Below are 23,483 nucleotides of genomic sequence, written 5' to 3'. Positions count from 1 at the left end.
TGATTGAACGTTAATGAGAGTGAGTAGGTTCGCGTGCAGCTTCATCTTTGAGCACAAACTGGCGATACAGCAGCGGCAACAAAATCAGCGTCAAGGTCGTCGCACTCACCAACCCGCCGATCACCACCGTTGCCAGCGGTTTCTGGATTTCCGAGCCGGGGCCGGTGGCGAATAACAACGGCACTAAACCCCATGCCGCAATACTGGCGGTCATCAATACCGGACGCAGGCGGCGCAACGCTCCTTCGCGTACCACCGCCGTGCCTCGGTAGCCTTGCTGGTGCAATTGGTTGAAAAATGTCACCAATACCACGCCATTGAGTACCGCAATCCCCAGCAATGCAATGAAGCCTACCGACGCGGGTACGGATAAATACTGCCCAGAAATCCCCAGGCTAAAAATGCCACCAATCAACGCCAACGGCACATTCGCCATCACCAGAACGGTTTGGCGCACATCCCGAAACGTCAAAAACAGCAGCAAGCCAATCATGGCAAGCGCAATCGGCACCACAATCAGCAAGCGTTGCGCCGCGCGTTGCTGGTTCTCGAATTGCCCACCCCAAGTAATGCTGTAGCCGGTCGGCAAAGTCACGTTAGCGGCGACGGCAGCTTGGGCTTCTTCCACAAAACTCACCAAATCGCGCCCTGCCACATTGCTTTGTGCCACCACGAAACGCCCGGCATTTTCGCGTTTAATCGCCACGGGGCCTTCGGTGCGGACAAGTTTTGCCACCTGATCAAGGCTGATAATGCGCCCGTCGGGAAGTGTCAGGCGGATTTGCTGCAAGGCTTGAGGTGCTTGGCGCAATTCGGCAGAACCGCGTAATTGCAGCGGAATGCGTCGCCCTTCTTGCTGGATAATGCCAATGATTTCACCTTCAAGCTGGGTGCGTAACAGGCTGGCAATGTCGTCTACCGATAGCCCAAAGCGTCCGGCGGCTTGGCGGTCAATTTCGGCACGCAGGTATTGCACGCCCGCGTTTTTCTGGGTGTAAACGTCGGATGCACCGGGGATTTTTTCCAAAATCGTGACGATTTTCTGCGCCAGATCGCCTAACACCGCCAGATCCGTGCCGAAAATTTTGATGGCGATATCGCCACGACTGCCGGTCAGCATTTCGGAGACGCGCATATCAATCGGTTGGGTGAAGTTGTAACCCACGCCGGGGAATTTCTCCAACACTTGGCGGATTTCTTCTTGCAGCCATTCTTTATCCGGCGTTCGCCAGGTTTCGCGGGGCTTTAATACCAGAAAGCTGTCGGTTTCATTCAGGCTCATTGGGTCAAGACCGAGTTCATCCGAGCCGACCCGTGCGACGATGCGCTCAATTTCGGGGATGCTATCCAGCAAGGCTTGTTGCACCCGTAAGTCGGTGTCGATGCTTTGATCCAGACTGATCGAGGGCAGTTTTTCCAATTGCACCAGCAAGTCGCCCTCATCCATCGTCGGCATGAAGGTTTTACCAATCAAGGGGTAAGTAGCGCCTGCGCCTAACATCACCGCGAGGGTCAGGATGTAAACCAAGCTAGGGCGTTTCAAAGCGGCATCTAACACTGGCAAGTACACGCGGCGCGACACGCGCAATAACCACGGATCAGTGTGCGCCGCTTGCTTGAGCAACCACGACGCGAGTACCGGAATGACCGTCAATGCCAATAGCAAGGAAATGGACAGCGCGAAAACAATCGTCAGCGCGACTGGCGAGAACAGCTTGCCTTCCAACCCTTCCAGCGTCAGCAGTGGGAGGAATACCAAGGCAATAATGACGATGCCGATACTGACGGGGGAGGACACTTCTTGCACCGCCCACAGGACTTTTTGGCGTTGCGGGGTTTTGGCTTTTTCATCGTCATGCGCCAGATGTGCCACGATATTTTCGACAATCACCACCGCCGCATCCACCAATAAGCCGATAGCGATGGCTAAGCCGCCCAGACTCATCAAATTGGCGGATAAACCAAATTGGCGCATCAAAATGAATGTGCCTAACACCGACAGTGGTAAAATTAACGCCACCACGAAAGCCGCCCGCAAATTACCCAAGAACGCGAACAGAATAATGCCGACCAACACAAACGCTTCCAGCAAGGCTTTGCTGACGGTGTGGATGGCTTTATCGACGAGGGTGGAGCGATCGTAAAACGGCTCAATGGTGACACCGGGCGGCAAAGTTTGGCTGATTTCCGCGAGTTTGGTTTTGATGCTGGTGGTGAGTTGCCCCGCATTTGCGCCGCGCAAGCTCAGAACCAAGCCTTCGACCGCTTCGCCTTTGCCGTTTTGGGTAACTGCGCCGTAACGGGTGAGTTCGCCGAGGGTGACTTGCGCGACTTGCCCGACGGTGACGGGTACGCCGTCCACGCTTTTGATGACAATGTGGCGCAAGTCGTCCAGCCCGTTGATGCCACTTTCGATACGCACCACCCAGGTTTCTTCGCCTTCATTGACGCGCCCCGCGCCATCGTTGCGGATATTGGTGTTCAGCGCGGTACGCAAATCGTCCAAGGTTAAGTGCCGGGCGTTGAGGGCGGCTAAATCGGGGGTAATTTCAAAGGTGGTGGCACGTCCGCCCAGCGCGTTGACATCGGCAACACCGGGCAGGGCGCGGAGTTGGGGGCGAATAGTCCAATCCAGCAAGGTGCGTTTGTCTTGCAGCGGCAAATCGCCTTCCACGGTGAACATGAAAATTTCGGAAAGCGGGGTGGAAATCGGGGCTAAACCGCCGGTCACATTGTCGGGCAAATCGTTTTTGACATTAGCAAAGCGTTCCGCCACTTGGCTTCGCGCCCAGTAAATGTCCGTGCCTTCGGCAAAGTCGAGGGTGATGTCGGTGAGGGCGTATTTGGAGATACTGCGCAACACGACTTGGTTGGGTATCCCCAGCAATTCGGTTTCGACGGGTTGGGCGATTCGCGCTTCGACTTCTTCGGGGGTCATGCCGGGGGCTTTGAGGATCAGCTTGACTTGCGTGGTGGAGACGTCGGGAAACGCATCAATCGGCAGTTCCTGAAAGGTGCGAACCCCAAACACGGTCAGCAGCACGGTCAGACCGAGAATCAGCCAGCGTTGTGCGAGGGAAAATTCAGTTAGCCAGTTAAGCATGGGTTATTCCTCCGCCTCTTGCCACTTGGCTTTGAGGGCAGCAACGCCCTTGGTGGCAATGCGGCTGTCGGCTGGCAAGCCGCTGATGGTGGCTTGGGTATCGTTTTGTTGCACAATCTTGACGGCGGTTGGGGTGAAACCTTCGGTGCTTTCGGTGAATACATACGCTTGATCGCCCGACCAGACTAAGCCGCTGGTGGGGATGCTGGCGGCGGAGGTGTTGCTGGCACTGGCACTTTGCAGAGTGACTTTGACGGTTTGCCCCGGATGTAGCGTGGTGCTGTCTGCTTGGGTTATATCCGCTCGCACGATGACGTTTTGCGCATTATCCAGCGCGGGTTGCAAGGCGCGAACCGTGCCGCTGAGTTGGCTGTCACGAATCGTGACGGTTTGCCCGGCTTGCACGTCTTTGGCTTGCGCGGGAGTGAGGGGAATTTCTAAACTGAGTTGGCGCAAGTTGCCGATTTTGACCAGCGCGGCGGGGGCTTCGACCCGTTGCCCCGGTTCGACCAGCGTTTCCAGTATCCAGCCGCTGATGGGGGCGGTTAGGGTGATTTCGGCGCTGTCGCTGCCGGGTTTAACGCCTAGCAAGCGTAAGGTGGCAATCGCGGCTTCCTGATCGGCTTGCGCCAATTTGACGTCGTTTTGGGTCAGCAGCCAGGTGTTTTTGGCGATTAACCCTTGATCTGCCAGCCGTTGGTCGCGGGCGGCATTGTCGGCGGCAAGTTGGTATTTGAGGCGAGCTTGCAGGTATTGGCGTTGCGCCTCCACGACATCAGGGGAGGAAAGCGAGGCTACTTTGTCACCCGCTTTCACGGTTTCACCCGCTTGATGCAGTAAGGTGGTGATGAGTCCATTGGCGGGTGCGGCGACCACGCGCACGCTGGAAGGCGGTAACATCACTTGCGCATTCACTTCCAGCGCGGTGTTGGCGCTGGAGGTGGTGAGTGGGGTGACTTCAATGCCGAGCGCACTGCGTTGTTCTGCTGGCATGGGAATAATAGCGGCGGCGGTGGCGATGCTGGGAAGCAGCAAGGCTAAGCTCAATAGGCTGGGTGTTATTCTACGGATCACGGGCATTCACTCTGGTTTAGTCGTTATCAGAGTGTATTAGTCATGACTCATAAAGGTTAGGCGGCAAAGGGTCAGAAACCGGTGTTTTAGGGCATTTGCCCTACCGTTGCTCAGCCAAGAAAGTCTTCAAAGAACCATGCGGCGAATTCGTGTCGCCCATTCAGCCCCGATTTGCGGTAGATCGCAATGGCTTGCTGGCGCACGGTTTTTTCTTTGGTATGACGGATGCTGGCAATCTCGTCAAAGCTCAAGCCTTTAAGTAATAACAGGGCGACTTCTTTTTCCGTGGGGCTAAGTTCCCATTCATTCAATTGTTCGTGGATCACGGCAACATAGCCTTTGCCTGCTTGTTGGAGCTTGCTGTGCAGGTCGGAAATGCGGGCGTGTGAATGGTGTAACTGGCGGTGAAGTTGGGTGATTTCACGTTGCTTGCGGTAGTTTTCCCACATTAAATAACCGACCCCCATGAATGAGATGATGACCACAATGGCATCCACCAAGGTGTGCAACAGCGGGCGGTCAGCATGGTGGAGATCAAGGCTGAAGCCGTAAGTGTGCAGAACGGCGACGCTGAACAGCAATGCGATGAGGAAAATGTCTCTGGGGCGGAACATCGGGCCTGTGCCTGTGAGGGTGTCTTAACAGACTGCTGATTCTAGGGGATGGTGCAGGGGATGCAAAGCAACTTGTGGGGCAAATGTCCCACAGTGGCAGTATCCGCCGGTTTTTGCACAAAAACGAGGCGTATGCCCACTGTACGAATGGGCGTTTAACTGGGAATGATGTGTCGATTACGTTTTGAAGTCCCGCCACGGAAGGAGTAAGCCACATGCCACGCACCAATGAATTATTCTTCATTAATCTGCTCATCGTGATCACGCTGCTGAATATCTACGATTTTTACAACGATTACGGCGAGTATCAGGACGGTGATTACGGCATTTTTAACCTTGTCTTGGAAGCTTTCGTGATTTTGGCATCGACCTTGGGGATTGCCTTCCTGATGCGCGTGATTCAACAGCGTGGGCGCGAAGTGGATACCTTACGCCAGCAGTTGAAAACGACCCGCAAAGACCTGAGTGAGACGAATGATAAAATGCGTCAAGCCAGTCGTCAGTACAGTGAAGTGATTCAAGAACAATTAATTACGTGGGATTTCACCCCCAGTGAAAAAGAGATTGCGATGTTGTTGCTGAAAGGGTTGAGTTTTGACGAAATCGCGAGTGTCCGTGATTCCAGGGAAAAGACCGTGCGCCAGCAGGCCACCGCTATTTACCGCAAATCAGGGTTGAATGGGCGGCATGAGTTTGCGGCATGGTTTTTTGAGGATTTCCTGCATTAAGACAAATGTACGTGAGTTGTTTGGCGTATGCCTTGGTGAGCCTTTTGTGAGGTTTGTCGGTTGGTGAGCATGGGATTTTCCTGCAAGCTGCACCAATCAACACACATTCAGGTTGGAATCAGGAGAACCATTATGTCCGACACACCCAAACGTTATAAACCCTTTCCCATTGCGCTCCATTGGTTGACCTTGCTACTGCTGGTGGCGGTGTATGCCTGTATTGAACTGCGCGAGTTTTATCCCAAAGGCAGTGACCCGCGCACCGCCCTGAAAAGCTGGCATTTTATGCTGGGTTTGACCGTCTTTGGTCTGACAGGGCTGCGCTTGCTGACCCGCTGGATGAATCCACCCCCGCCCAATCACGTTGCCATTCAGCCTTGGCAACGGTTATTTGCCAGCGTGATGCACCTTGCGCTGTATGCGTTGTTGTTGGCAATGCCGCTGCTGGGGTGGGCAATCCTCAGTGGGGAAGGCAAGGCGGTTGTATGGTTTGGCCTAGAATTACCAGCCCTGATTCAACCCGATAAAGAACTGGCAGAATGGCTGGAAGATATACACGGCACGGCGGGAACCATGGGCTATTTCCTGATCGGCTTACACGCCTTGGCGGGTTTGTACCATCACTATGTCCAGCGTGACAACACCCTGCTGCGGATGTTGCCCCAGCGTGGATAATCAAACGACACACTACTTGGAGATAATCTCATGAAAATTGGTAGAAATATCCCCTTGGCGTTGACGCTAGGGGTGTTAATGGCAGCGTGCGGTGGCGGTGGAACGTCCACAACCAGCAATACGAGTAATACCACGACAGCCGGGAGTGGTACTGCACCCAATATCACTGCACCCGATGGCGCACGCCTGCTGGCTTCCCAGTGCTTCCAGTGCCACGGCATGAACGGCAGTTCCGCCAGCGGCATTGAAAGCATCGCAGGGGAAAGCACCGCAGAACTGGTCGATGAAATGCTGGAAATGAAATACAGCACCGAAATCGACATCATGCACTATCAGGCCAAAGGCTACAGCGAAGACGAAATCCGTTCCCTGTCAGCCTATCTTGCTGCACTGCCCAAAAGCGCCAATGGAGGGAATGACTAATGGCTAACCTAAATCGCCGTCAATTTTTGCAAACCCTGGGGCTGGCTTCGGCGGCTAGCGCTGCTGTCGCATTTCCGGGCATTATCAAGGCCGCTACCAGTCGCCCACATGTGGTGGTGATCGGGGGCGGGTTTGCCGGGGCAACGGTTGCCAAATACCTGCGCTACTGGTCGACTACGGTTGATGTGACGCTGGTGGAACCCAATGCGACCTATTATTCCCCCATCCTCAGCAATCTGGTGTTGAACAACCAGCGCAATCTGGGGCAGATCAGCTTCAATTACAGCACCTTGTCACAAAAGTATGGCATCAAGGTCATCCATGATTGGGTGGATAGCATCAATGCCCCCAACCAGTCGGTGCAACTGCGCAATGGCACGACCCTCAGTTACGACCGGCTGGTGATTGCGCCGGGGATCGAGTTCATGGATGTGCCGGGGCTGGACAGCAACAAGGTTCCCCATGCGTGGAAAGCGGGGGCGCAAACCACCTTGCTGCAACAGCAACTGGCAGACATGCCAGCGGGTGGCACGTTCGTCATGACCATTCCGGGTGTGCCTTACCGTTGCCCGCCGGGGCCGTATGAACGCGCCTGTGTGGTGGCGGACTGGCTGCGTACCAACAAGCCCGGTTCCAAGGTGGTGGTGCTGGATGCCAACCCGGCGATCGTGGTCGAGCCGACCATTTTCGGTAATGCGTTTACCAGCTATGGTGTGCAATACGTGCCGAATGCGGCGTTGCAAAGCGTGGATTCCGACCTGAGGATTGCGAAAACCAGCGCGGGTGACTTCAAGGGCGATGTGCTGAACGTGATCCCGCCGCAACGTGCCGGGGCTATCGTCCTGCAATCTGGGCTGGCGAATGTGGGCGGGCGCTGGGCAGGGGTGAATCCGCTGAGTTACGAATCCACCGCCGTACCGAACATCCACATCATCGGTGACTCGCAAGGTACGGGGCAACCCAAGGCTGGGCATATTGCTAATGCGGAAGCCAAAGTGTGTGCGGATGCTATCTTGCGCCTGTTGTCCGGTAGCCAGCCTTATGCCGCACCTGTCACCAACTCGGCTTGTTACAGCCCGATTTCCAGTGATACGGCTTCGTGGTTAACGGCGGTGTATGCGTATGATTTGGCAAGTGGCACGATGAAACTGGTGCCGGAATCCTTCGGTGCTGCCGCCGCGCCCAGCAATATGTATTACAACCGCATGTTTGATTGGACGACCAATTTGTTCAACGATACCTTCGCGTAGACGCAACCCAAGCGCAATGGTAATTGTCGACTGTTGGGCGTGTTAGCCCGACAGTTGGCGTTGACTTAAACAACTCTCAATGCATCGCAAAATTTCACGTTGCATCGCGTGTGTATCCCGAATCCGCAAATGCGCATTCAAAAACGATACCACGCGACGTGCCAGCCGTTGTCGCTCATCAGCGGGCGCGATCACCGCCGCATAGAGTTCCTGCCCGTGTTCTGAAAAGCTGCAAATCAGGTTTTTGAAGGCTGAGTCGTCTTGGGTAACTAGCATTGAAAAGCTGCGGGAGTGTTTGCTGATGGTGACAAGCGTCTCCCGCGTGGTGTTAATAACAGTGTTGTGCATGAAATGCTCCTTCCGGCGGTATTGCGTTTGATTGTGAAGTTTTTGTTAAAGAGCATAGCGCAAAGCACGGGCTGATGTGTTGGCATCAGCCCCAAATGCTTATTTTTTGTTGGCTTTTTCTGCGGGTTTTTCGGTGGCAGTGGTGAGTGTTCGCAATTGTTGCTCCATGTTTTGCAGGCGATTTTCCAGATGCTCTTGTGTCAGTTTGTGGAGTTCTTGTTGCATTTCCTGCATTTCAGTGACTTGAACGCCAATGCGTTGAATCGCTTCTTCTCGGATAACCGCCAACAATGCGTCATCAGGGGTTTTCCAATCGCCACCGGAATTGCTTGCCATCCATGCAACGGCATCCGCAAAGGCTTCCAGAGGCATGTCAGGTTGCCCGCCTTTGGCAGGCATGGCACGAACCCCAACCCATGCATGAGCGGTGAGTACTGCTTGCCCTTCTTCTATCAAGTCTGCCCATGCGGCTTTGTCGCCCAATTTAGGGGCATCGGCAACGCCTTCCTTATGACAGGCAAAACAGACCGTGTTGTAAACGTCTTCGCCGGTTTTGCCTTGCCAAGCATTGGGTTTGGCTTTTTCGTCGGCGTGGCCATTCAAGCTGATGACAGCTAAGCCAATGAGTACGCCAATGGATAAGTATCGTTTCATAATCAAGTTCCCAGTAATGCATAAAAGTGTAAATGATAACGCAAAGTGTCTTAACCTAAAAAATCCTCAAAAAACCACGCAGCAAATTCATGCCGCCCATTCAAACCCGATTTGCGGTAAATGCTGCTGGCTTGCTGGCGCACGGTTTTTTCCTTGGTATCGCGCACGCTGGCGATTTCTTCAAAGCTCAAACCTTTAAGCAATAACAGTGCCACGGCTTTTTCACTGGGGGTTAAATCCCACGCAGTGAGTTGTTCTTGAATCACGGCGCTGTATTGTTTGCTGGTATCACGTAATTTTGTATTGAGCGCGTCAAGATCGCTATGCGCGTGTTGTAAATCGGCACGAGTGAGCGTTAAGGTACGGTGCAATTCCTTGTTTTCTTGGTAACGCTGCCGCATTTGCCAAACCACAATAGTAGCACCGCCCAACGCCAGCAAGGTGATAATGCCTTCCATGATCAGGTAATGGATACCGTGATAATCTTCAGTAAATTCATGAATAAAATTAAGCAGATAGGGAACTGCCAGTAAAATCAAAATAAACAGCAAAAAGTGATCTTTGTAACGCGCCATGGTGGTGACATTTCTCGCTAATGTGGAGGTAAAGCATTGTAGGCAACTGTCCCAAGCCTTGGCTATCGGTTAAATGCCTGACGGCTAATGGACGGTTGGCGGATAGCGTTAACTGCTGATGTTAGCGCATTCTAAGCCTATTGTTAGGTTTATGGAGTTTTTGAGATGCAACATCAGCGATTATACGGCTGGCTTATCCTCGTAGGCAGTGTGTGCGGCAGTACCCCAATATGGGCAGACACGCCGCAACAACTGTTGGACGGTTACAAGGCGCAAGCACAAGCAGAAAGCCCTGATTTCAAAGCGTTTGATCCGCAACGCGGCGAGCAATTTTTCAATAAGACGCACGCCAACGACTGGAGTTGTGCGACTTGCCACACCAGCAATCCTGCCGCTATGGGCAAACACGACAAAACCGCTAAAAGCATCGACCCATTAGCACCGAGTGCGAATGCCGAGCGTTTCACCAACCCGAAAAAGGTGGAAAAGTGGTTCAAACGCAATTGCAACGATGTGCTGGAACGCACCTGTACATCGCTGGAAAAAGGCGATGTGTTGACCTATTTACTGAGCATTCAATGAGGGCATGACGATGTTAAGAATGAAGCGTAACCGCGCGATCGCTTGGGTATTAGGGGCATTGCTGTTAGGCAGTGTCGCCAGTTTGCCGGTGACAGCGGATGATGACGGCGATGAATACCGTGAAAAAGGCGGAGGCAACGATACTTCGGCAGCGATGCCACCTTCTTGGAAAACCGAATGCGCTGAGTGTCACCTTGCGTACCCAGCGAAGTTATTACCCGCCAGTGGCTGGCGCGAAATCATGGGTAATCTGGGGCAACATTTTGGCACGGATGCGAGTTTGGATGCCGCCACCATTGCCGAGATTTTGCCATTTTTGGAACAAAACGCCGGTTCTGAGCGCAAATACGCGGCGGCAGCAGGCAAATCAGCGTTGCGCATTACTGAAACGCGCTGGTTTGTGCATGAGCATTACGATGAATTATCCCCTGCGGTATGGAAGCGAGTGAGCAGCCCTGCCAATTGTACGGCTTGCCATACCACGGCGGAACAGGGTAATTACGACGAAGATTTCATTAAAATTCCACGTTAAGGAGAGTTCCCATGTTGCAACGTATTTTAGTGTGGGATGTGCCGACACGGGTGTTTCACTGGTCGTTAGCGTTGTCCTTTGCCGGGGCGTATGTGACGGCGGAATCGGAACGTTACCGCGATATTCATTTGGCCTTGGGCTATGTCTTGCTGGGGCTGCTGGTGTTTCGCTTGGTGTGGGGGCTGGTGGGAACGGCGTATGCGCGTTTCAGCGCGTTTACCTTCACGCCTTCGCAAGTGAAAGCGTATTTGCTGGGTTTGCTGAGCAAGCAGCCGCCGCATTACGTGGGGCATAATCCGGCGGGTGGGGTGGCGATTTTTGCGCTATTGGCGTTGGGCTTGCTGATCAGTGTCAGCGGGCTGGGCTTGGAATGGGAAATCGGTGCTGAAGATTTCATGGAGGAATTGCATGAAATCGCCGCGAATCTGATGTTGTTGGTGGTGCTGGTGCACATTGCGGGGGTGTTGATTAGTAGTGTGTTGCATCGGGAAAACTTGGTGCGGGCGATGTTTACCGGCTACAAGCAATCTGCCACAGCAGCCGGTATTACGCGGGCGTATGTTGGTTTGGGTGTGGTGTTGCTGGTGGCAATCGTGGGTTTCTTGGGGTGGTATTTGGTGTGATGCGCTTGGGGGATTTTCAGCTTCATTTCAGATAAGCCGGTTAGTCTACAAACATACATTAATTGAATTGTTTGGAGACTTACCATGAAAACCTTAACCCTGACCCGTCATGCGCTGTTGGCTTGTGCCGTCACGTTGTTGGTTGGGTGTGGTAGCAGTGCTGCTGATACTACGGCACTCAGCACAACGGCGGCGGCGGCGTCTGTTGTGGACGCTGCAACAGCCAGCACTACCGATGCGGATGATGCGACTACTGGCGTTGCGGATGATACCACCACCATCACCACGCCCAGCACAACCACTACGCTGACAGCCGACGAAACCGCCACGCTGCTGTTCGTGCGCGAAGAAGAAAAGCTGGCACGCGACGTTTACCTCACGCTCTTCAACAAGTGGGGTACTAAAACTTTCCAAAACATCGCCCTCAACAGCGAACAGCAACACATGGATGTGATGGGGACACTGGTTGCGACTTACAACCTGCAAGACCCTGTAGTGATCGACACCATCGGCGCATTCACTGACCCGGTATTGCTGGGGCTGTACCAAGATTTGGTCATGCGTGGCTCTACCTCGCTGAATGACGGTTTGCACGTCGGCGGTTTCATCGAAGAATTCGACATTAACGATTTGCAAGAAGCCATCGACGAAGCCAACGCTGGCAGCAAACCCGCCGATATTATTGCCGCTTACACCAACTTGATGTGCGGTTCACGCAACCATTTGCGCTCATTCGTGGGGCAAATTGAGAAAAACGGCGTGGATTACCAAGCGCAAGTGATTCCACAAGCCACCGTCGATGCCATCGTCAACAGCCCCGAAGAGCAATGCGGCAAATAACGGCGACAACTGTTACCCCCCAATCATAAATACAAGGAGATATTCCCATGACATTCCGTAAAACACTCATCGCAGGCATGATTGCTATCGCTTGCACAGGCCTGTTGACCACCCCCACGTTTGCTAAAGGCAACGGACAGCAGCAAGCGCAAGCTCAGGTATTGAGCGCCGCTGAAACCCAATCCCTGCGTTTCATGCGCGAGGAAGAAAAATTGGCGCGGGATGTGTACATCAGCCTGTATCAGCAATGGCAATTGCCGGTGTTTAACAATATTTCCCAATCTGAACAGCAACATACCGATAAAGTCAAAGCCTTGCTGCAAACCTACCGCATTGCTGACCCTGTGATCAATGATGCCGTCGGCGTGTTCCAGAATACGGATTTGGCAGCCTTGTACGCCACGCTGATGGCGCGTGGACAAGCGTCCGCTTTGGATGCGCTGTACGTCGGTGCGTTGATTGAGGAAGTGGATATTGTGGACTTGCAAAAATCCATGCGTGAAACCACCCGCCCCGATCTTCTCAACACTTACGACAGTTTGCTGCGAGCGTCACGTAATCACCTGCGGGCGTTTGTTGGGCAGATTCAAAGCCAAGGTATCGCGTATGTGGCGCAAACCATGCCACAAGCGGAAGTCGATGCCATCGTTAACAGCCCGAATGAGCGTGGGCAAGGTGGTGGCGGACAAGGCGCTGGTAATGGGCGTGGACAAGGTAGAGGGCAAGGTCGAGGGATGTAAGTCATGCGCCTGCTACCGGCGCAATACCGGTAGCAGGCAGTTTGTTTCAGGATTTGAGCTTGCTCAGGGTGTTTTGGATGATGGTTTCCATATCCTGCCCTGATTGTTTCATGACACTGCCCGCTTCCCCACCGATCTTGTCCCCCATGCTGATGGAATTCATGCGGGAAATAATGACTTCACCTGTGCTTTTTTGGTACAGGGCGACGCGGCAGGGGATCATGGAGGCGACAAAACGGGTGTCATCGCTGCCCAACAGTTTGGAGCTGTATTTGCCACTACAGGCTTGGAATACCAGCACTGGCGCAACACTGTAACCACGTTCTGCCAAGATCTCGCCGATATTGTCCATGCCAAGAATGCTCCAACCATTAGCCACTGCTGCTGCCTGAAAAGCGGCACTGGTTGCTGTCAGGTTTTTGGGGCTGGTGTCCTCCAGAAACAAGGCGGCGCTGTTTGTCGGCGTGGTTAGCGGCGTACTGGTGTCATCGTTGCCGCATCCAGCCAAATGCAAACTCGCCACCGTCAGGAGGATAGCTGCCAAGGTTTTCACAACCATACTGCCCCCTGTTAGTTGGCACTTAAACGGCTCATGGTTTTGGCAATAATACCTTCCATGTCGGAGCCGGATTGCTGAATGACACTGCCCGCTTCGCCACCGATCATTTGTGCCATACCGACGGAATTCATGCGTGAAATGACCACCGAGCCATCGGATTTCATGTAAATGGCGACCCGGCAAGGGATCATGGATGCGACAAAACGGGTTTCGTCTTTTGCCAGCAGTTTAGAGCTGTATTTGCCGCTACAAACGGAAAACACCATGACGGGCTGAACCGTAAAACCGCGTTCGGAGAGAATACCCGCGACGTTATCCGTGCCGAGTAATGACCAGCCCGCCGCAGTCACTTCTTCCTTGAATAGCTTGATGGCATTGACAAAAGCAGCCTGCCCTTTAGCAGGAGACGTGTCTTCTAGGAACATCCCTGAAGCATCAGGGGTCGGGGATGCCTGAACGGATGAAAAAGCAACCATGCTGGCGAGGGCGATGGGGGCAAACAGGGTGATAACTTTTTTTAGCATAACGTGGGATCTCCTAAACGGTCTTCATTTGTAAATTTAATATAGCAAGATGTTAGATTGAGTTTTAAAAAATAGCAATAATAAATTTGATTTTTAATTTATATTAATTAGTTATTAAATTATAATATTCTTAATTTCATTGATGTGGCTTTGATTAATTTGGATTTTTCATGGCGTTGTGCTATGGAATAAGAAGCATCGGACAAATGTCTTAATGCCGTATTTTTAGGTGAAAATATCGTGTTACCATTGTTTATTGTGGCTACACTTAGACGGTTTGCATTTTTTAATAAAGATAATGTTTACTAGGATGGAGTGACCGCTATGCAATACCGTATTGTTTTCCCGACCTTATTGGCGACCTTGAGCCTGTTTGCTTGCAACAATTCAGACAGCCCCGCCAACCTCGCCACTGATACCACCACACTGAGCAGCACCCCCACGACAAGCATGACCCCCGCCTTGACAGCGGAAATGGCGCAAGTCAGCCGTGCTTACGTGCCTGCCTTGTTTTACACCAATAACACGGCTGCCCCCCAGCCGATTGCCGCCGCAGGCAAAGCCGCCCTGAGCCGTTTGGATAGTCGCTGGCAAGCCTTCGTGGTTAACAGTACCGCCACGTTTCCACCCGCAACCACTGCCAAACCGGCGGTGGATACCCATCTGCTGGCAGCTAAAAATACGTTGGATCAAGTCAGCGCGTACCCCGCCGATTTGAGTGCTGCCCACGAACATCTCGAAGACATCCGCACCGTTATGCTGCAAATGCGCCGTGATAATGGTGTTGACGATGTGATGGATACCCTGACCTTGGCGCATCGGAGCATGGGCGATGTGATCGCCGCTTTCACGGGGGCAACCACGCCCGCCTTGCTGACACAGCAACACAAAGCCGATTTGACCGTGCAACTTGCCAACTACATCAGCGCCTTTAACACCTTGGCAGCCCGTAAGATTGACAGTGAGCTGTTCGGTTTTTCCCCCGCAAAAACCCAAGGGATACAAGCCGCTATAAGCGCTTCCAAGCAAAATAATACGGCGCTGCAAGACGCGCTCTTGCTCAATGATAATGCCGCTATCCTAGCCGCCGCGAACAAAGTGAAGCCGTTGTTTGTGAAATTGTTTCTCGCGTATGGAGATTTTCTCAGCCCTTCCGCGCCGCAATGGGGCGCGTTTGATCAAGCCTACATCCCTGCTTTGTTTGCCAGCAATAACACCGCCGCCACCTTTGAAAATGTGCAAGCCGCCCAAACCGCGTTAACCGCCTTGGAAACCCGTTGGAATGTGCTGGGTTCAGCCACCACGCCCAGCCGTTATCCCGTGACCTTGCAAACCCCGCTGAATTGGACAACGTATTTCAGCGCCATCAACACCAACATTGCCACCTCAAAAGCCGCGTTGGAGGCAGCCTTGGCAGCAGGTGATTTCCCCACCGACATCACGCCCGCGCACGAACCGCTGGAAGATATTCGGATGCAATTGCTGGTACTGCGCACCTTGGAAAATTATGCGTGGGTGATGGATCCGATTACCCGTTACCATCACGGTTTTGAGCCTGCATTGACAGCGGTGAAGAATGTGGCGGATGGCAGCCAATTGACCGCTGAAATCACCGCGATTATTGCGCAAACCTTGCCAGTCTTGCAGGCTGAAATGCCAAAAATGGTCACAGCCGTGCAACAGCTTGACCCAACGCTCTACGCGTTCAGTGCCGAAAAACAGGCAGCGTTGAATACTTCCCTGACGGCACAAACCAACAATCTGGAAGCCTTAGCCGCCGCCTTGACTGCGAATGATTCCGCTGCGATTGTGGCGCGAACCAAGCAAGTAAAAGCCTTGTTTGTGCCGTTTTTCCTTCAGTTTGGAGGATAGATTTTTCAGCTTCATTTCAGGTTGGACCGTTACAGTCCCGTGCTTTTCGTAATACAGATAACAGAGGATGGGATTGTTCGGCATGAAAATGAACAAAAGTATGGCAGTAGGGTGTGTGGTTACGTTGTGTTCCTTATTGGCACTCGTCGGCTGCGGCGGTGGTGGCGGCAATGGCAACAGCACGAGCAATGCCACTGGCGGTAACGGTGGTGGCGGCGCACCCACGGAGTCTTACATTGACTACCTCGCCAGTAATCATGCGGCTTACACCAATACGGGTACGGCGGAAAATCCGAGCGCTCGTTTTGAAGATACCAGCTATTCCTTATCATGGCTGATTGCGACGCAAACGGCAGAACAAGCTGAGAACCTTCAAAAGCATATCGTGTTTATGGGAACGGCAATGGCGAATGGCGGTAATCCCCGTGAGTGGGATAAACTGTTTTTAGCTGATGCCTACATGAAAACCGAACACCGTTACGAAACCCGCGTGTCGGTTTCTGGGCATAATGTTTTGGTTGAAAAAGTGGCTACCGATGCGTGCGCTTACCAGCTTTTGAAAGCCCACGCGATGGGTGTCAGTGGCAAATTTTTTGAAGGCAATATCAAGGTGGATTTTAGTCCACAGGCTGAAGCTGTCATTGCCAGTGAAGCGTGTACGACCGACCGTAGTGCTATCGAGACGTATATTGCTGCACGGTTGAAACCCGTTCCCAAAGGTATTCAGAAAAACACTTAACGTAACAAACCTTTCCGCTTTGAGAAACTGCTGATGTGATGCAAGGTCTGTTGAGAACATGTTAAGGAGGGAGGTACGATGCACAGTCCAGCGTTAGTAACCCGATTGACGGAGTACGGCGTAAGTCGCCGTGCCTTCCTGAAGTATTGCGCATTAGTGGCATCCATTTTGGCGCTGCCTGTTAGTGGGATTCCTGCACTCGCGGAAAAGCTACGCCAAGCAGCACGCCCGGCGGTGATTTGGTTGTCTTTCCAGGAATGCACCGGCTGTACTGAATCGCTGACCCGCTCGTATACGCCCAGTATTGAAGAGCTAATATTTGACCTGATTTCTCTCGATTACCACCACACCTTACAAGCAGCGTCGGGTGAAGCGGCAGAAGCAGCACGGCAGGAGACAATTCAGCACCATGCGGGCAAGTATTGGCTCATTGTCGACGGCTCAATACCCACGGCAGCCGATGGTGTTTATTCAACCATTGCAGGTCGCACCAATCTGGATATGCTGCGTGAAGGCGTCGCCAATGCGGCTATCGTGATCGCGGTGGGCAGTTGTGCGGCGTTTGGTGGGTTGGCAGCCGCACAGCCTAACCCAACCGGCGCTAACAGTGTGGCAGCGTTAATGCAAGCTGGGTTGATTGCCACGAAACCCTTAGTGAATTTACCCGGTTGCCCGCCGCTGCCCATGGCGATTAGCAGCCTATTCGCGTATCTCCTTGCGTTTGAACGCCTGCCTGATTTGGATGCACTCAAGCGCCCCTTGAGTATTTACGGCAATAGTGTGCATGACCGCTGTTCCCGTTACCGCTATTACGCCGAGGAAAAATTTGCCAAACGCTTTGGGGATGAAGGTCACCGCAAGGGTTGGTGTTTGTACAAGCTGGGTTGCAAAGGCCCTGTTACCCACAATGCCTGTTCGTTGCATCAGTGGAATGAAGGGACGAGTTCGCCCATTGAGGCAGGTCATCCTTGTATTGGTTGTTCTGAGCCGGATTTTTGGGATAAGGGCAGCTTTTACCAAAGTCTGGATAAGGCAGTGCAGCCGGTTGCGCCTATTGGAAAAACGCCGGATATTGCTATAGAAACAGGACAAAAACTGTACACAGAACATTGTGTCAGTTGCCATGCGGCTGACCCTGCCAGCTTCAAAACACCAGCAGAAGATATTCCCGCGTTGTTACGCTCCGGTAGTATCCGCGCCCACCGGCGTTTTGAGTTATCTGACGAGCAGCTTGACTTGTTAGGGAAATATTTCACGGCGCAGCAATAAATAAGGATGACGGATGCGTTTACTCATGGTCGAAGACGACACCGAACTCAGCAGCAGTTTACACACACGCTTGAAGCGTGAAGGCTTCGCGGTGGACATTGCCAGTAACGGTGTGGATGGTGAATTCATGGGCGATGAAACGCCTTACGATGCGGTGATTCTTGACCTCGGTTTGCCGCAACGCAGCGGGCTGGAGGTGTTGCAACACTGGCGACAGCGCGGCAATCGCGTGCCGGTGATTATCCTCACCGCCCGTGATGCCTGGCACGAACGGGTGGACGGTTTCAAAGCCGGGGCAGACGATTACCTCGGCAAGCCGTTTCATTTTGAGGAATTGTTGGTGCGGGTGCAGGCGTTGATTCGCCGTAATTTGCAAGCGGCAGTTCCCGACCAAAAGCTGCATTGCTGCGGCTTGCAATTGGATGAGGAACACCAGCAAGTCACCACGCCAGCCGGTGAAGTTTTCGAGTTGACAGGAACAGAGTTTCGTTTGTTGCGCTATTTTATGTTGCACCCGGGTCGGATTCTTACCAAGTCACGTTTAACCGAACACGTTTACGAGCAAGATTTTGACCGTGATAGCAATGTGATCGAGGTGTATGTGCGCCATTTGCGCCGCAAGTTGGGGGATTGGCGCATCCAAACGCGGCGCGGGCAGGGGTATATTTTCATTGATCCTGACAAGCCGGAGCCACTCGCATGAAGTCGTTGGAACGTCAGTTGCAGGTCAATCTTGCGATTATTTTGGTGTTGGTGATGGCGCTGATTTGGGGCGTGGGAATGGCGTTGCCCTGGTTTTTTGAAGGAGTGCAAAATGTGCATTCGGCAGGGGTGGTGTTTGTGCCAGACGCGACGCAACACCGTCCGCAGCGTTTCAAGTGGTTATTTCCGTTGTTGGCGGCGGCGGGGATTGCCTTGATTTTGGTGATTCAAGGCATTGTTATCCGCCGAACTTTTCGACGTTTGGATTACATTCGTGCGGAACTGCAACAGCTTGATGCGGGCAATATCAATAAGCTCAATGAGGCCGTGCCTGCGGAAATTTACCCGATTATCAAGGAATTCAACCACCTGTTGAGCTTGATGCAGGAGCGTTTGGAACGTTCCCGCAATGCGTTAGGCAATCTGGCGCACGCGCTGAAAACCCCGCTCAATTTACTCACGCAACACCTTGATGCTGACATATCAGCGACCAGCCATCAGCAGGCGCAATTGCAAGCCGAACGCATCCGCCAATTGACTGAGCGCGAACTCAAACGCGCCCGCATGGCAGGCTTGGGTAATACCACACAACGCTTTGATCCTCGCGTGGAATTACCCGTGCTGGTGGAAGTGTTGGCACAGGTGCACCACAAATCCCCACACTGCATTACGCTGGAGATTGCCCCAACGATCACCCGTTTCGGCGACCGCGAAGACATGCTGGAATTGTTGGGAAATTTGCTGGATAACGCCTGCAAATGGGCGCAGCAACAGGTACTTTGCCAGATCAGCAGCGTCGCGGGCAAAGTACATATCAGTGTGGAAGATGATGGCATTGGGCGTACTGAAGCAGAATTACAGCAGATGACCGCACGCGGGGTGCGGCTGGATGAAAGCGCTGAAGGCCATGGTTTGGGGCTGTCGATTTGTAAAGACATTACCAAATTGTACGGTGGAACGCTTATCTTCGGGCGTTCTGAGCACCTAGGTGGCTTAAAGGTTACGGTGACTCTTTAATCGACCTCTTTCCAGAATTCATTCTGGCAAGCTCGGCAATAGCAACGCCCTTTGAATGGCTTGATGATTTTTTGTAACTTGGTACGGTGAATTTGTTCCCATACCAAACTGCCGCAGTAGGGGCAGCCGTCTTTTTCGACGGTTTCTACGATAGATTGAGATTGTCTGACCATTGTAGGAGGCTGCACGGATATTCCTCTCGATAACATAAACTAACTCACCGGATTATTCTTGTTGGCTCAATATGCGTTTCAGGGTCTTGTTTTCCCCGGCATTGCAAACGTGATGGATAGCGGTAAAGTTAGTCATTTCCGATAGCCAAGGAGAGGCTTTATGACCTCGCTCATCAGTATTTCCAGCCTGACCAGTGATGCCGCCTGTTTCGAGCAAGTCCGTTCCGTGCGTTGGCCTAATGGGGTGATTTGTCCGCACTGCGGTTCACAGGACACTATCCGTCGAGGCAAGGATGACACCCAGCAGGAACGCCAGCGTTACCAGTGTAAGGATTGCCAAAAGCGTTTTGATGACCTGACGGGCACGGTGTTTGAAGGCCACCACCAGCCGCTGAAGGTGTGGGTGTTGTGCCTGTACCTGATGTCGTTGAACCTGTCCAACCAACAAATCGCCCGCGAATTGGGGTTGAACAAGGATGATGTTCAGGCGATGACGGAACAGTTACGGCGTGGTGTCGAGAAAAAAACGCCAGTAAACCTGTTTGGGAATGTTGAATTTGATGAGGTTTATGTCAAGGCTGGACACAAGGGAAACCCCGAAGCCGTCGCGGATGCTGGGCGTGAAGGTCGCCGCCGCGCCCTGAAAGGTGCGCCGGGGCGTGGGACACTGGAAAAGGACAAACCACCCATTTTCGGCATGATCCAGCGTTCCGGGGAGGTCGTGATCCGTATGCTGGCGAATGTGAAACAGACGACGATCAAGCCGTTGATTGTGGAAACGGTGGCAGCAGGCACGCTGGTCTACACCGATGAGTACAACATTTACAGCCGATTGGAAGAATGGGGCTATGCCCACAAAACCGTCAACCATGGCGCAGGCGAATATGCCCGTGACGAAGATGGTGACGGTTTCCATGAAGTCCACGTCAATACGATGGAAGGTTTTTGGTCACTGTTACGCTCATGGTTACGACCTCATCGGGGGATCTCACAAGAAAAGCTACCGTGTTACCTTGCATTCTTCGAGTCTCTTCACAACATCAGGAAACGGGGGCAAGCTGCCTTACAGTCCTTGCTTTCGCTGCTGTTGGGATAAGACCCTGAAACGCATATTGAGCCTTCTTGTTTTTGATCATGTTATTTTATTGTTATGTGTAGATTTATGGCAAATCTTATTTGCGTCTCTACCACAAATCAATAGCAACGTCGCTATTAGGTGGCTTGTTCTAATGCCTGTAGAGTTTGTGGATAAATGGCTTCGAGTTCGGCAATCAGTGTGCTGATGTTACTGGCATCGCCGATTTCACCTTTGTGTTGCAAGGTTTTGCAGATGTCAGCCATGTGTTCCGCGCCTAGACTTATGCAAGAACCCTTGAGTTTGTGAGCTGTTTGGCTCATGGCAAGAAGATTTCCACTCTTGGCGTGCTGCCGAATATCAGTCAGCATGGCGGGCGTAGTGCTGCTAAATAATTGAATTAGCCGTGGTAAGATAGCAGCCGGGAGCTGTTGGAGTGCTTCAGTGGCTAGTAACGGCATGGTTGGCTTCCTCACGAGGCTGATAGCGGTTGTTGGGTGTACACCAGTATTGCAAGGCGGTTTCGACGGCTTCGGGCAATACGGGTTTGCTAATGTAGTCGTTCATGCCTGCTTGTAAGCATTGTTGCTTATCGCCTTCCATTGCGTTGGCAGTCATGGCGATAATAATCGGCTGTTGGTTAGGTGGAAAATCGGCACGGATGCGGCGCGTCGCTTCTAAACCATCCATATCCGGCATTTGCATGTCCATGAAAATAACATCATAGGCTTTTTTGTGCAGGGCTTGCAGGACTTGCAGACCACTTTCGACCACATCGGTTTTGTAAGACATTTCATCGAGTATTGAGGCCGCGACAATTTGGTTGATGGGGTTATCTTCAGCCAGCAAGATCGATAACGGTAGGCGTTCCCCCAGTTTGAGTTTGGATTTTTCCGGTCTGGAGCTGACGAGGTTGAGTTCGCCCAATACGGTCATGAGGCTGTCGAATAGGCGACTGCGGGTAATGGGTTTGGTTAGGTAGAGATTGTAGAGTTCGCGCACGGTTTCTTTGGAATGCCGGTCATTGGGCGGCGCAATCAGAATCAGGGGAAGTTCTTGTTTACTGAAGCGCTTACGGATGTATTTGGCTAGTTCCAGCGGGGTGTCGCCGGGTAAATTGCTATCGACTAACGCGATGTCATAAGCTTTACCGATGGCGATACGGCTAATCGCGTCAGTGCTGGTGCTGGCGGTGTCAACTACCGCACCCCAGCCTATACAAAAGTCTTGCATGGCTTGGCTGCTGGCAGGGTTGTTTTCCACCAGCAAAATGCGTTTGCCGACAATTTCGGGGATATTGCTGTGCAGAAACGGTTTGAGTTTCCCCACAGCTTTGTGCGTTTTGATGGTGAAATGAAAGCGACTGCCGACACCCACAGCACTTTCTGCCCAAATAGTTCCCCCCATCATCTCGACTAAGTGGCGCGAAATGGTTAGCCCTAAGCCAGTGCCCTCATGGCGGCGGGCGAGGTTGTCGTCGGCACGGCTGAATTGCTCGAAAATACTTTCCAGCCGTTCTGCCGGAATACCTGGGCCGGTATCGTTGATTTGGAATTCGAGTTCGTAATTTTCGCCTTTTTGGTTGCGCGGGATAACAAAAATGGTGATTTCGCCCCTATCGGTAAACTTAATGGCGTTACCAATGAGGTTGGTTAGAATTTGCCGTAAACGCACCATATCACCCTCAATGAACAGCGGTATGGAGGGTCCAACGGCATAAGCCAGTTCCAGGTGTTTTTCTAAGGCTTTGGCATTCAGGAGGTTGAGAATTTCTTCAATACAGGCGCGTAACTCAAACGGTTCGCGCTTGAGGTCGAGCTTACCCGCTTCGATTTTGGAGAAATCCAGTACGTCATTGATGACCGTTAGCAGGTGTTCACCACTCAGGTGGATGCTATCGACAAATTCGGTTTGTTTCTTGCTCATCGGCGTATTCATCAGCAAGCGGGTCATGCCGATCACCCCATTCATGGGGGTACGAATTTCGTGACTCATGGTAGCGAGAAAGCGTGCTTTGGTCTTGAGGGCTTCTTCAGCAACTTGTTGGGCATTGCGTGCCATTTGGGTCATGTGCTGGAAGCGGGTGGAAAAATACAGGCGACTGATGATTAATAGGGTAATGATGAGTAATGTTCCCCACAAGGTGCGTTGTTTTAAATGCGTGAGTTCTTCCGCCATCTGTGCGGTGCTGGCATTGGTGTTTTGGATGGATTGCTGAATGGCATCGCCAATTTTTGTGCCTAATTGATTGTCGATTTTTTCGATTTCTGCCATCAACTCCTTCGCCTGATGGGCGGTATCGCGGGCATCCGCAGCGAGTTGCCGCCAATGCGGGGAGTTTAAGCCTTCTAGCTCAGTGCTGAGGTTGGACATGATGCCAATGACTTCTTCGTAGTCGGCTTTCAGGTCAGGGCGGTTTTCCAGTGGCCAGACGGCTAAAAGTTCTTCGCCTTGTTGTTGCAATTGGTGGCTAAGCTGGTGCAGGAGCGGTAGATTATCCGGCGTACTATTGGGGTTAAACGCAAATTTGAAGAATTCATCATTCAACTGATCAAACGTTGCGCGTTGTTGGTCAATGGTCGTTTCCAGTTTGACCTGTTGTACGAAGGCAGCATGGGATTGCTGCAACGAGGTATTCGACACCTGCATATTCTGGCGCACTTGGTTGGATATGTCGGTGAGGTTGAACCACAGTAATACGGCAATAATTCCTAGCAACGTGACTAGGAATGTACTGTCAATAATTTGCAGTAGCCGTAAGTTATTGAAAACGCGCATAATTAATTATTCGT

Annotated in this window: 26 protein-coding genes; 15 read left to right on the top strand and 11 right to left on the bottom strand. The window is 52.4% G+C overall.

Annotated elements, in window-relative coordinates:
• Nucleotides 1–10 precede the first annotated feature (10 nt).
• From QJT81_19410 to QJT81_19400, 3 genes are all read right to left on the bottom strand, one after another.
• Nucleotides 11–3,103, bottom strand: coding sequence for a CusA/CzcA family heavy metal efflux RND transporter (locus QJT81_19410; GenBank protein WGZ93927.1), 3,093 nt, complete (start codon nucleotides 3,101–3,103; stop codon nucleotides 11–13).
• A 3-nt stretch (nucleotides 3,104–3,106) separates the two neighbouring features.
• Complete coding sequence (locus QJT81_19405) at nucleotides 3,107–4,177, bottom strand: efflux RND transporter periplasmic adaptor subunit (GenBank protein WGZ93926.1); 1,071 nt, start codon at nucleotides 4,175–4,177, stop codon at nucleotides 3,107–3,109.
• 110 nt (nucleotides 4,178–4,287) lie between these two features.
• Nucleotides 4,288–4,791 carry a LuxR C-terminal-related transcriptional regulator gene (locus QJT81_19400; protein WGZ93925.1) on the bottom strand — a complete coding sequence of 168 codons (504 nt, stop codon included), beginning with the start codon at nucleotides 4,789–4,791 and terminating at the stop codon, nucleotides 4,288–4,290.
• 215 nt (nucleotides 4,792–5,006) lie between these two features.
• Here QJT81_19400 and QJT81_19395 point away from each other — a divergent pair, with 215 nt between their 5' ends.
• The 4 genes from QJT81_19395 (at nucleotide 5,007) to QJT81_19380 (ending at nucleotide 7,867) form a co-directional block, all read left to right on the top strand.
• Nucleotides 5,007–5,519, top strand: coding sequence for a helix-turn-helix transcriptional regulator (locus QJT81_19395; GenBank protein ID WGZ93924.1), 513 nt, complete (start codon nucleotides 5,007–5,009; stop codon nucleotides 5,517–5,519).
• A gap of 132 nt (nucleotides 5,520–5,651) precedes the next feature.
• On the top strand, nucleotides 5,652–6,194 hold the full coding sequence (locus QJT81_19390) for a cytochrome b (protein WGZ93923.1): 543 nt from the start codon (nucleotides 5,652–5,654) through the stop codon (nucleotides 6,192–6,194).
• Between the two features lie 30 nt (nucleotides 6,195–6,224).
• A complete protein-coding gene (locus QJT81_19385) occupies nucleotides 6,225–6,617 on the top strand; it encodes a cytochrome c class I (GenBank protein WGZ93922.1) in 393 nt (130 codons plus the stop codon).
• Entirely contained in the window at nucleotides 6,617–7,867 is a 1,251-nt protein-coding gene (locus QJT81_19380) for an FAD-dependent oxidoreductase (protein WGZ93921.1), read from the top strand. The genes QJT81_19385 and QJT81_19380 overlap by 1 nt, the downstream gene beginning before the upstream one ends.
• A gap of 42 nt (nucleotides 7,868–7,909) precedes the next feature.
• Here the strand turns inward: QJT81_19380 and QJT81_19375 are convergent, their stop codons facing one another.
• The 3 genes from QJT81_19375 to QJT81_19365 all read right to left on the bottom strand — a co-directional run bounded on the left by QJT81_19375 (nucleotide 7,910) and on the right by QJT81_19365 (nucleotide 9,444).
• On the bottom strand, nucleotides 7,910–8,215 hold the full coding sequence (locus QJT81_19375; protein ID WGZ93920.1) for a hypothetical protein: 306 nt from the start codon (nucleotides 8,213–8,215) through the stop codon (nucleotides 7,910–7,912).
• Between the two features lie 99 nt (nucleotides 8,216–8,314).
• Nucleotides 8,315–8,869 carry a c-type cytochrome gene (locus QJT81_19370; GenBank protein ID WGZ93919.1) on the bottom strand — a complete coding sequence of 185 codons (555 nt, stop codon included), beginning with the start codon at nucleotides 8,867–8,869 and terminating at the stop codon, nucleotides 8,315–8,317.
• A 50-nt stretch (nucleotides 8,870–8,919) separates the two neighbouring features.
• Entirely contained in the window at nucleotides 8,920–9,444 is a 525-nt protein-coding gene (locus QJT81_19365) for a helix-turn-helix transcriptional regulator (GenBank protein ID WGZ93918.1), read from the bottom strand.
• Nucleotides 9,445–9,609: 165 nt separating this feature from the next.
• Between QJT81_19365 and QJT81_19360 the strand changes: the two genes are divergently transcribed.
• From QJT81_19360 to QJT81_19340, 5 genes are all read left to right on the top strand, one after another.
• A complete protein-coding gene (locus QJT81_19360; protein ID WGZ93917.1) occupies nucleotides 9,610–10,026 on the top strand; it encodes a DUF1924 domain-containing protein in 417 nt (138 codons plus the stop codon).
• 19 nt (nucleotides 10,027–10,045) lie between these two features.
• Complete coding sequence (locus QJT81_19355; GenBank protein ID WGZ93916.1) at nucleotides 10,046–10,558, top strand: diheme cytochrome c; 513 nt, start codon at nucleotides 10,046–10,048, stop codon at nucleotides 10,556–10,558.
• A gap of 11 nt (nucleotides 10,559–10,569) precedes the next feature.
• Nucleotides 10,570–11,181 (top strand): cytochrome b/b6 domain-containing protein, encoded by a 612-nt coding sequence (locus tag QJT81_19350; GenBank protein ID WGZ93915.1) that lies wholly within the window; start codon nucleotides 10,570–10,572, stop codon nucleotides 11,179–11,181.
• Between the two features lie 84 nt (nucleotides 11,182–11,265).
• The gene (locus tag QJT81_19345) at nucleotides 11,266–12,021 is read left to right on the top strand and encodes a DUF2202 domain-containing protein (protein ID WGZ93914.1); all 756 of its coding nucleotides are present in this window, start codon (nucleotides 11,266–11,268) and stop codon (nucleotides 12,019–12,021) included.
• Between the two features lie 47 nt (nucleotides 12,022–12,068).
• The gene (locus tag QJT81_19340; protein WGZ93913.1) at nucleotides 12,069–12,761 is read left to right on the top strand and encodes a DUF2202 domain-containing protein; all 693 of its coding nucleotides are present in this window, start codon (nucleotides 12,069–12,071) and stop codon (nucleotides 12,759–12,761) included.
• A 46-nt stretch (nucleotides 12,762–12,807) separates the two neighbouring features.
• On the opposite strand, the gene QJT81_19335 is transcribed toward QJT81_19340, so the two are convergent.
• On the bottom strand, nucleotides 12,808–13,320 hold the full coding sequence (locus QJT81_19335; protein ID WGZ93912.1) for a DUF302 domain-containing protein: 513 nt from the start codon (nucleotides 13,318–13,320) through the stop codon (nucleotides 12,808–12,810).
• 11 nt (nucleotides 13,321–13,331) lie between these two features.
• Nucleotides 13,332–13,844 carry a DUF302 domain-containing protein gene (locus tag QJT81_19330; GenBank protein ID WGZ93911.1) on the bottom strand — a complete coding sequence of 171 codons (513 nt, stop codon included), beginning with the start codon at nucleotides 13,842–13,844 and terminating at the stop codon, nucleotides 13,332–13,334.
• 324 nt (nucleotides 13,845–14,168) lie between these two features.
• On the opposite strand from QJT81_19330, the gene QJT81_19325 reads away from it, so the two are divergent.
• From QJT81_19325 to QJT81_19305, 5 genes are all read left to right on the top strand, one after another.
• Entirely contained in the window at nucleotides 14,169–15,716 is a 1,548-nt protein-coding gene (locus QJT81_19325; protein WGZ93910.1) for a hypothetical protein, read from the top strand.
• Between the two features lie 82 nt (nucleotides 15,717–15,798).
• Nucleotides 15,799–16,455, top strand: a complete 657-nt coding sequence (locus QJT81_19320) for a hypothetical protein (GenBank protein ID WGZ93909.1) — start codon at nucleotides 15,799–15,801, stop codon at nucleotides 16,453–16,455.
• A gap of 78 nt (nucleotides 16,456–16,533) precedes the next feature.
• Nucleotides 16,534–17,724, top strand: a complete 1,191-nt coding sequence (locus QJT81_19315) for a hydrogenase small subunit (GenBank protein ID WGZ93908.1) — start codon at nucleotides 16,534–16,536, stop codon at nucleotides 17,722–17,724.
• A gap of 13 nt (nucleotides 17,725–17,737) precedes the next feature.
• Nucleotides 17,738–18,427: a response regulator transcription factor gene (locus tag QJT81_19310; protein WGZ93907.1), complete on the top strand. Its 690-nt coding sequence runs from the start codon at nucleotides 17,738–17,740 to the stop codon at nucleotides 18,425–18,427.
• On the top strand, nucleotides 18,424–19,443 hold the full coding sequence (locus QJT81_19305; GenBank protein WGZ93906.1) for an ATP-binding protein: 1,020 nt from the start codon (nucleotides 18,424–18,426) through the stop codon (nucleotides 19,441–19,443). The genes QJT81_19310 and QJT81_19305 overlap by 4 nt, the downstream gene beginning before the upstream one ends.
• On the opposite strand, the gene QJT81_19300 is transcribed toward QJT81_19305, so the two are convergent.
• The gene (locus tag QJT81_19300; protein ID WGZ93905.1) at nucleotides 19,440–19,616 is read right to left on the bottom strand and encodes a hypothetical protein; all 177 of its coding nucleotides are present in this window, start codon (nucleotides 19,614–19,616) and stop codon (nucleotides 19,440–19,442) included. The two genes, QJT81_19305 and QJT81_19300, sit on opposite strands and share 4 nt — an antisense overlap.
• A 160-nt stretch (nucleotides 19,617–19,776) precedes the next feature.
• Between QJT81_19300 and QJT81_19295 the strand changes: the two genes are divergently transcribed.
• On the top strand, nucleotides 19,777–20,712 hold the full coding sequence (locus QJT81_19295) for an IS1595 family transposase (GenBank protein WGZ93904.1): 936 nt from the start codon (nucleotides 19,777–19,779) through the stop codon (nucleotides 20,710–20,712).
• Nucleotides 20,713–20,828: 116 nt separating this feature from the next.
• Here QJT81_19295 and QJT81_19290 read toward each other — a convergent pair whose 3' ends face one another.
• Both QJT81_19290 and QJT81_19285 read right to left on the bottom strand, forming a co-directional pair.
• Nucleotides 20,829–21,152, bottom strand: coding sequence for an Hpt domain-containing protein (locus QJT81_19290; GenBank protein WGZ93903.1), 324 nt, complete (start codon nucleotides 21,150–21,152; stop codon nucleotides 20,829–20,831).
• Nucleotides 21,133–23,469: a response regulator gene (locus QJT81_19285; protein WGZ93902.1), complete on the bottom strand. Its 2,337-nt coding sequence runs from the start codon at nucleotides 23,467–23,469 to the stop codon at nucleotides 21,133–21,135. Before QJT81_19285 ends, QJT81_19290 begins: the two co-directional genes overlap by 20 nt.
• Nucleotides 23,470–23,483: the final 14 nt, after the last annotated feature.

The organism is Candidatus Thiothrix putei (genome assembly GCA_029972225.1).
GTDB classification, from domain to species: Bacteria; Pseudomonadota; Gammaproteobacteria; order Thiotrichales; family Thiotrichaceae; genus Thiothrix; species Thiothrix putei.
This window is presented reverse-complemented; position numbering and strand designations above follow the sequence as displayed.

Excerpts from the sequence above, each read along its gene's own strand:
- QJT81_19410 (WGZ93927.1), bottom strand. The coding sequence starts at position 3,103 with ATGCTTAACTGGCTAACTGAATTTTCCCTCGCACAACGCTGGCTGATT.
- QJT81_19400 (WGZ93925.1), bottom strand. The coding sequence starts at position 4,791 with ATGTTCCGCCCCAGAGACATTTTCCTCATCGCATTGCTGTTCAGCGTC.
- QJT81_19395 (WGZ93924.1), top strand. The coding sequence starts at position 5,007 with ATGCCACGCACCAATGAATTATTCTTCATTAATCTGCTCATCGTGATC.
- QJT81_19390 (WGZ93923.1), top strand. The coding sequence starts at position 5,652 with ATGTCCGACACACCCAAACGTTATAAACCCTTTCCCATTGCGCTCCAT.
- QJT81_19385 (WGZ93922.1), top strand. The coding sequence starts at position 6,225 with ATGAAAATTGGTAGAAATATCCCCTTGGCGTTGACGCTAGGGGTGTTA.
- QJT81_19380 (WGZ93921.1), top strand. The coding sequence starts at position 6,617 with ATGGCTAACCTAAATCGCCGTCAATTTTTGCAAACCCTGGGGCTGGCT.
- QJT81_19375 (WGZ93920.1), bottom strand. The coding sequence starts at position 8,215 with ATGCACAACACTGTTATTAACACCACGCGGGAGACGCTTGTCACCATC.
- QJT81_19370 (WGZ93919.1), bottom strand. The coding sequence starts at position 8,869 with ATGAAACGATACTTATCCATTGGCGTACTCATTGGCTTAGCTGTCATC.
- QJT81_19365 (WGZ93918.1), bottom strand. The coding sequence starts at position 9,444 with ATGGCGCGTTACAAAGATCACTTTTTGCTGTTTATTTTGATTTTACTG.
- QJT81_19360 (WGZ93917.1), top strand. The coding sequence starts at position 9,610 with ATGCAACATCAGCGATTATACGGCTGGCTTATCCTCGTAGGCAGTGTG.
- QJT81_19355 (WGZ93916.1), top strand. The coding sequence starts at position 10,046 with ATGAAGCGTAACCGCGCGATCGCTTGGGTATTAGGGGCATTGCTGTTA.
- QJT81_19350 (WGZ93915.1), top strand. The coding sequence starts at position 10,570 with ATGTTGCAACGTATTTTAGTGTGGGATGTGCCGACACGGGTGTTTCAC.
- QJT81_19345 (WGZ93914.1), top strand. The coding sequence starts at position 11,266 with ATGAAAACCTTAACCCTGACCCGTCATGCGCTGTTGGCTTGTGCCGTC.
- QJT81_19340 (WGZ93913.1), top strand. The coding sequence starts at position 12,069 with ATGACATTCCGTAAAACACTCATCGCAGGCATGATTGCTATCGCTTGC.
- QJT81_19335 (WGZ93912.1), bottom strand. The coding sequence starts at position 13,320 with ATGGTTGTGAAAACCTTGGCAGCTATCCTCCTGACGGTGGCGAGTTTG.
- QJT81_19330 (WGZ93911.1), bottom strand. The coding sequence starts at position 13,844 with ATGCTAAAAAAAGTTATCACCCTGTTTGCCCCCATCGCCCTCGCCAGC.
- QJT81_19325 (WGZ93910.1), top strand. The coding sequence starts at position 14,169 with ATGCAATACCGTATTGTTTTCCCGACCTTATTGGCGACCTTGAGCCTG.
- QJT81_19320 (WGZ93909.1), top strand. The coding sequence starts at position 15,799 with ATGAAAATGAACAAAAGTATGGCAGTAGGGTGTGTGGTTACGTTGTGT.
- QJT81_19315 (WGZ93908.1), top strand. The coding sequence starts at position 16,534 with ATGCACAGTCCAGCGTTAGTAACCCGATTGACGGAGTACGGCGTAAGT.
- QJT81_19310 (WGZ93907.1), top strand. The coding sequence starts at position 17,738 with ATGCGTTTACTCATGGTCGAAGACGACACCGAACTCAGCAGCAGTTTA.
- QJT81_19305 (WGZ93906.1), top strand. The coding sequence starts at position 18,424 with ATGAAGTCGTTGGAACGTCAGTTGCAGGTCAATCTTGCGATTATTTTG.
- QJT81_19300 (WGZ93905.1), bottom strand. The coding sequence starts at position 19,616 with ATGGTCAGACAATCTCAATCTATCGTAGAAACCGTCGAAAAAGACGGC.
- QJT81_19295 (WGZ93904.1), top strand. The coding sequence starts at position 19,777 with ATGACCTCGCTCATCAGTATTTCCAGCCTGACCAGTGATGCCGCCTGT.
- QJT81_19290 (WGZ93903.1), bottom strand. The coding sequence starts at position 21,152 with ATGCCGTTACTAGCCACTGAAGCACTCCAACAGCTCCCGGCTGCTATC.
- QJT81_19285 (WGZ93902.1), bottom strand. The coding sequence starts at position 23,469 with ATGCGCGTTTTCAATAACTTACGGCTACTGCAAATTATTGACAGTACA.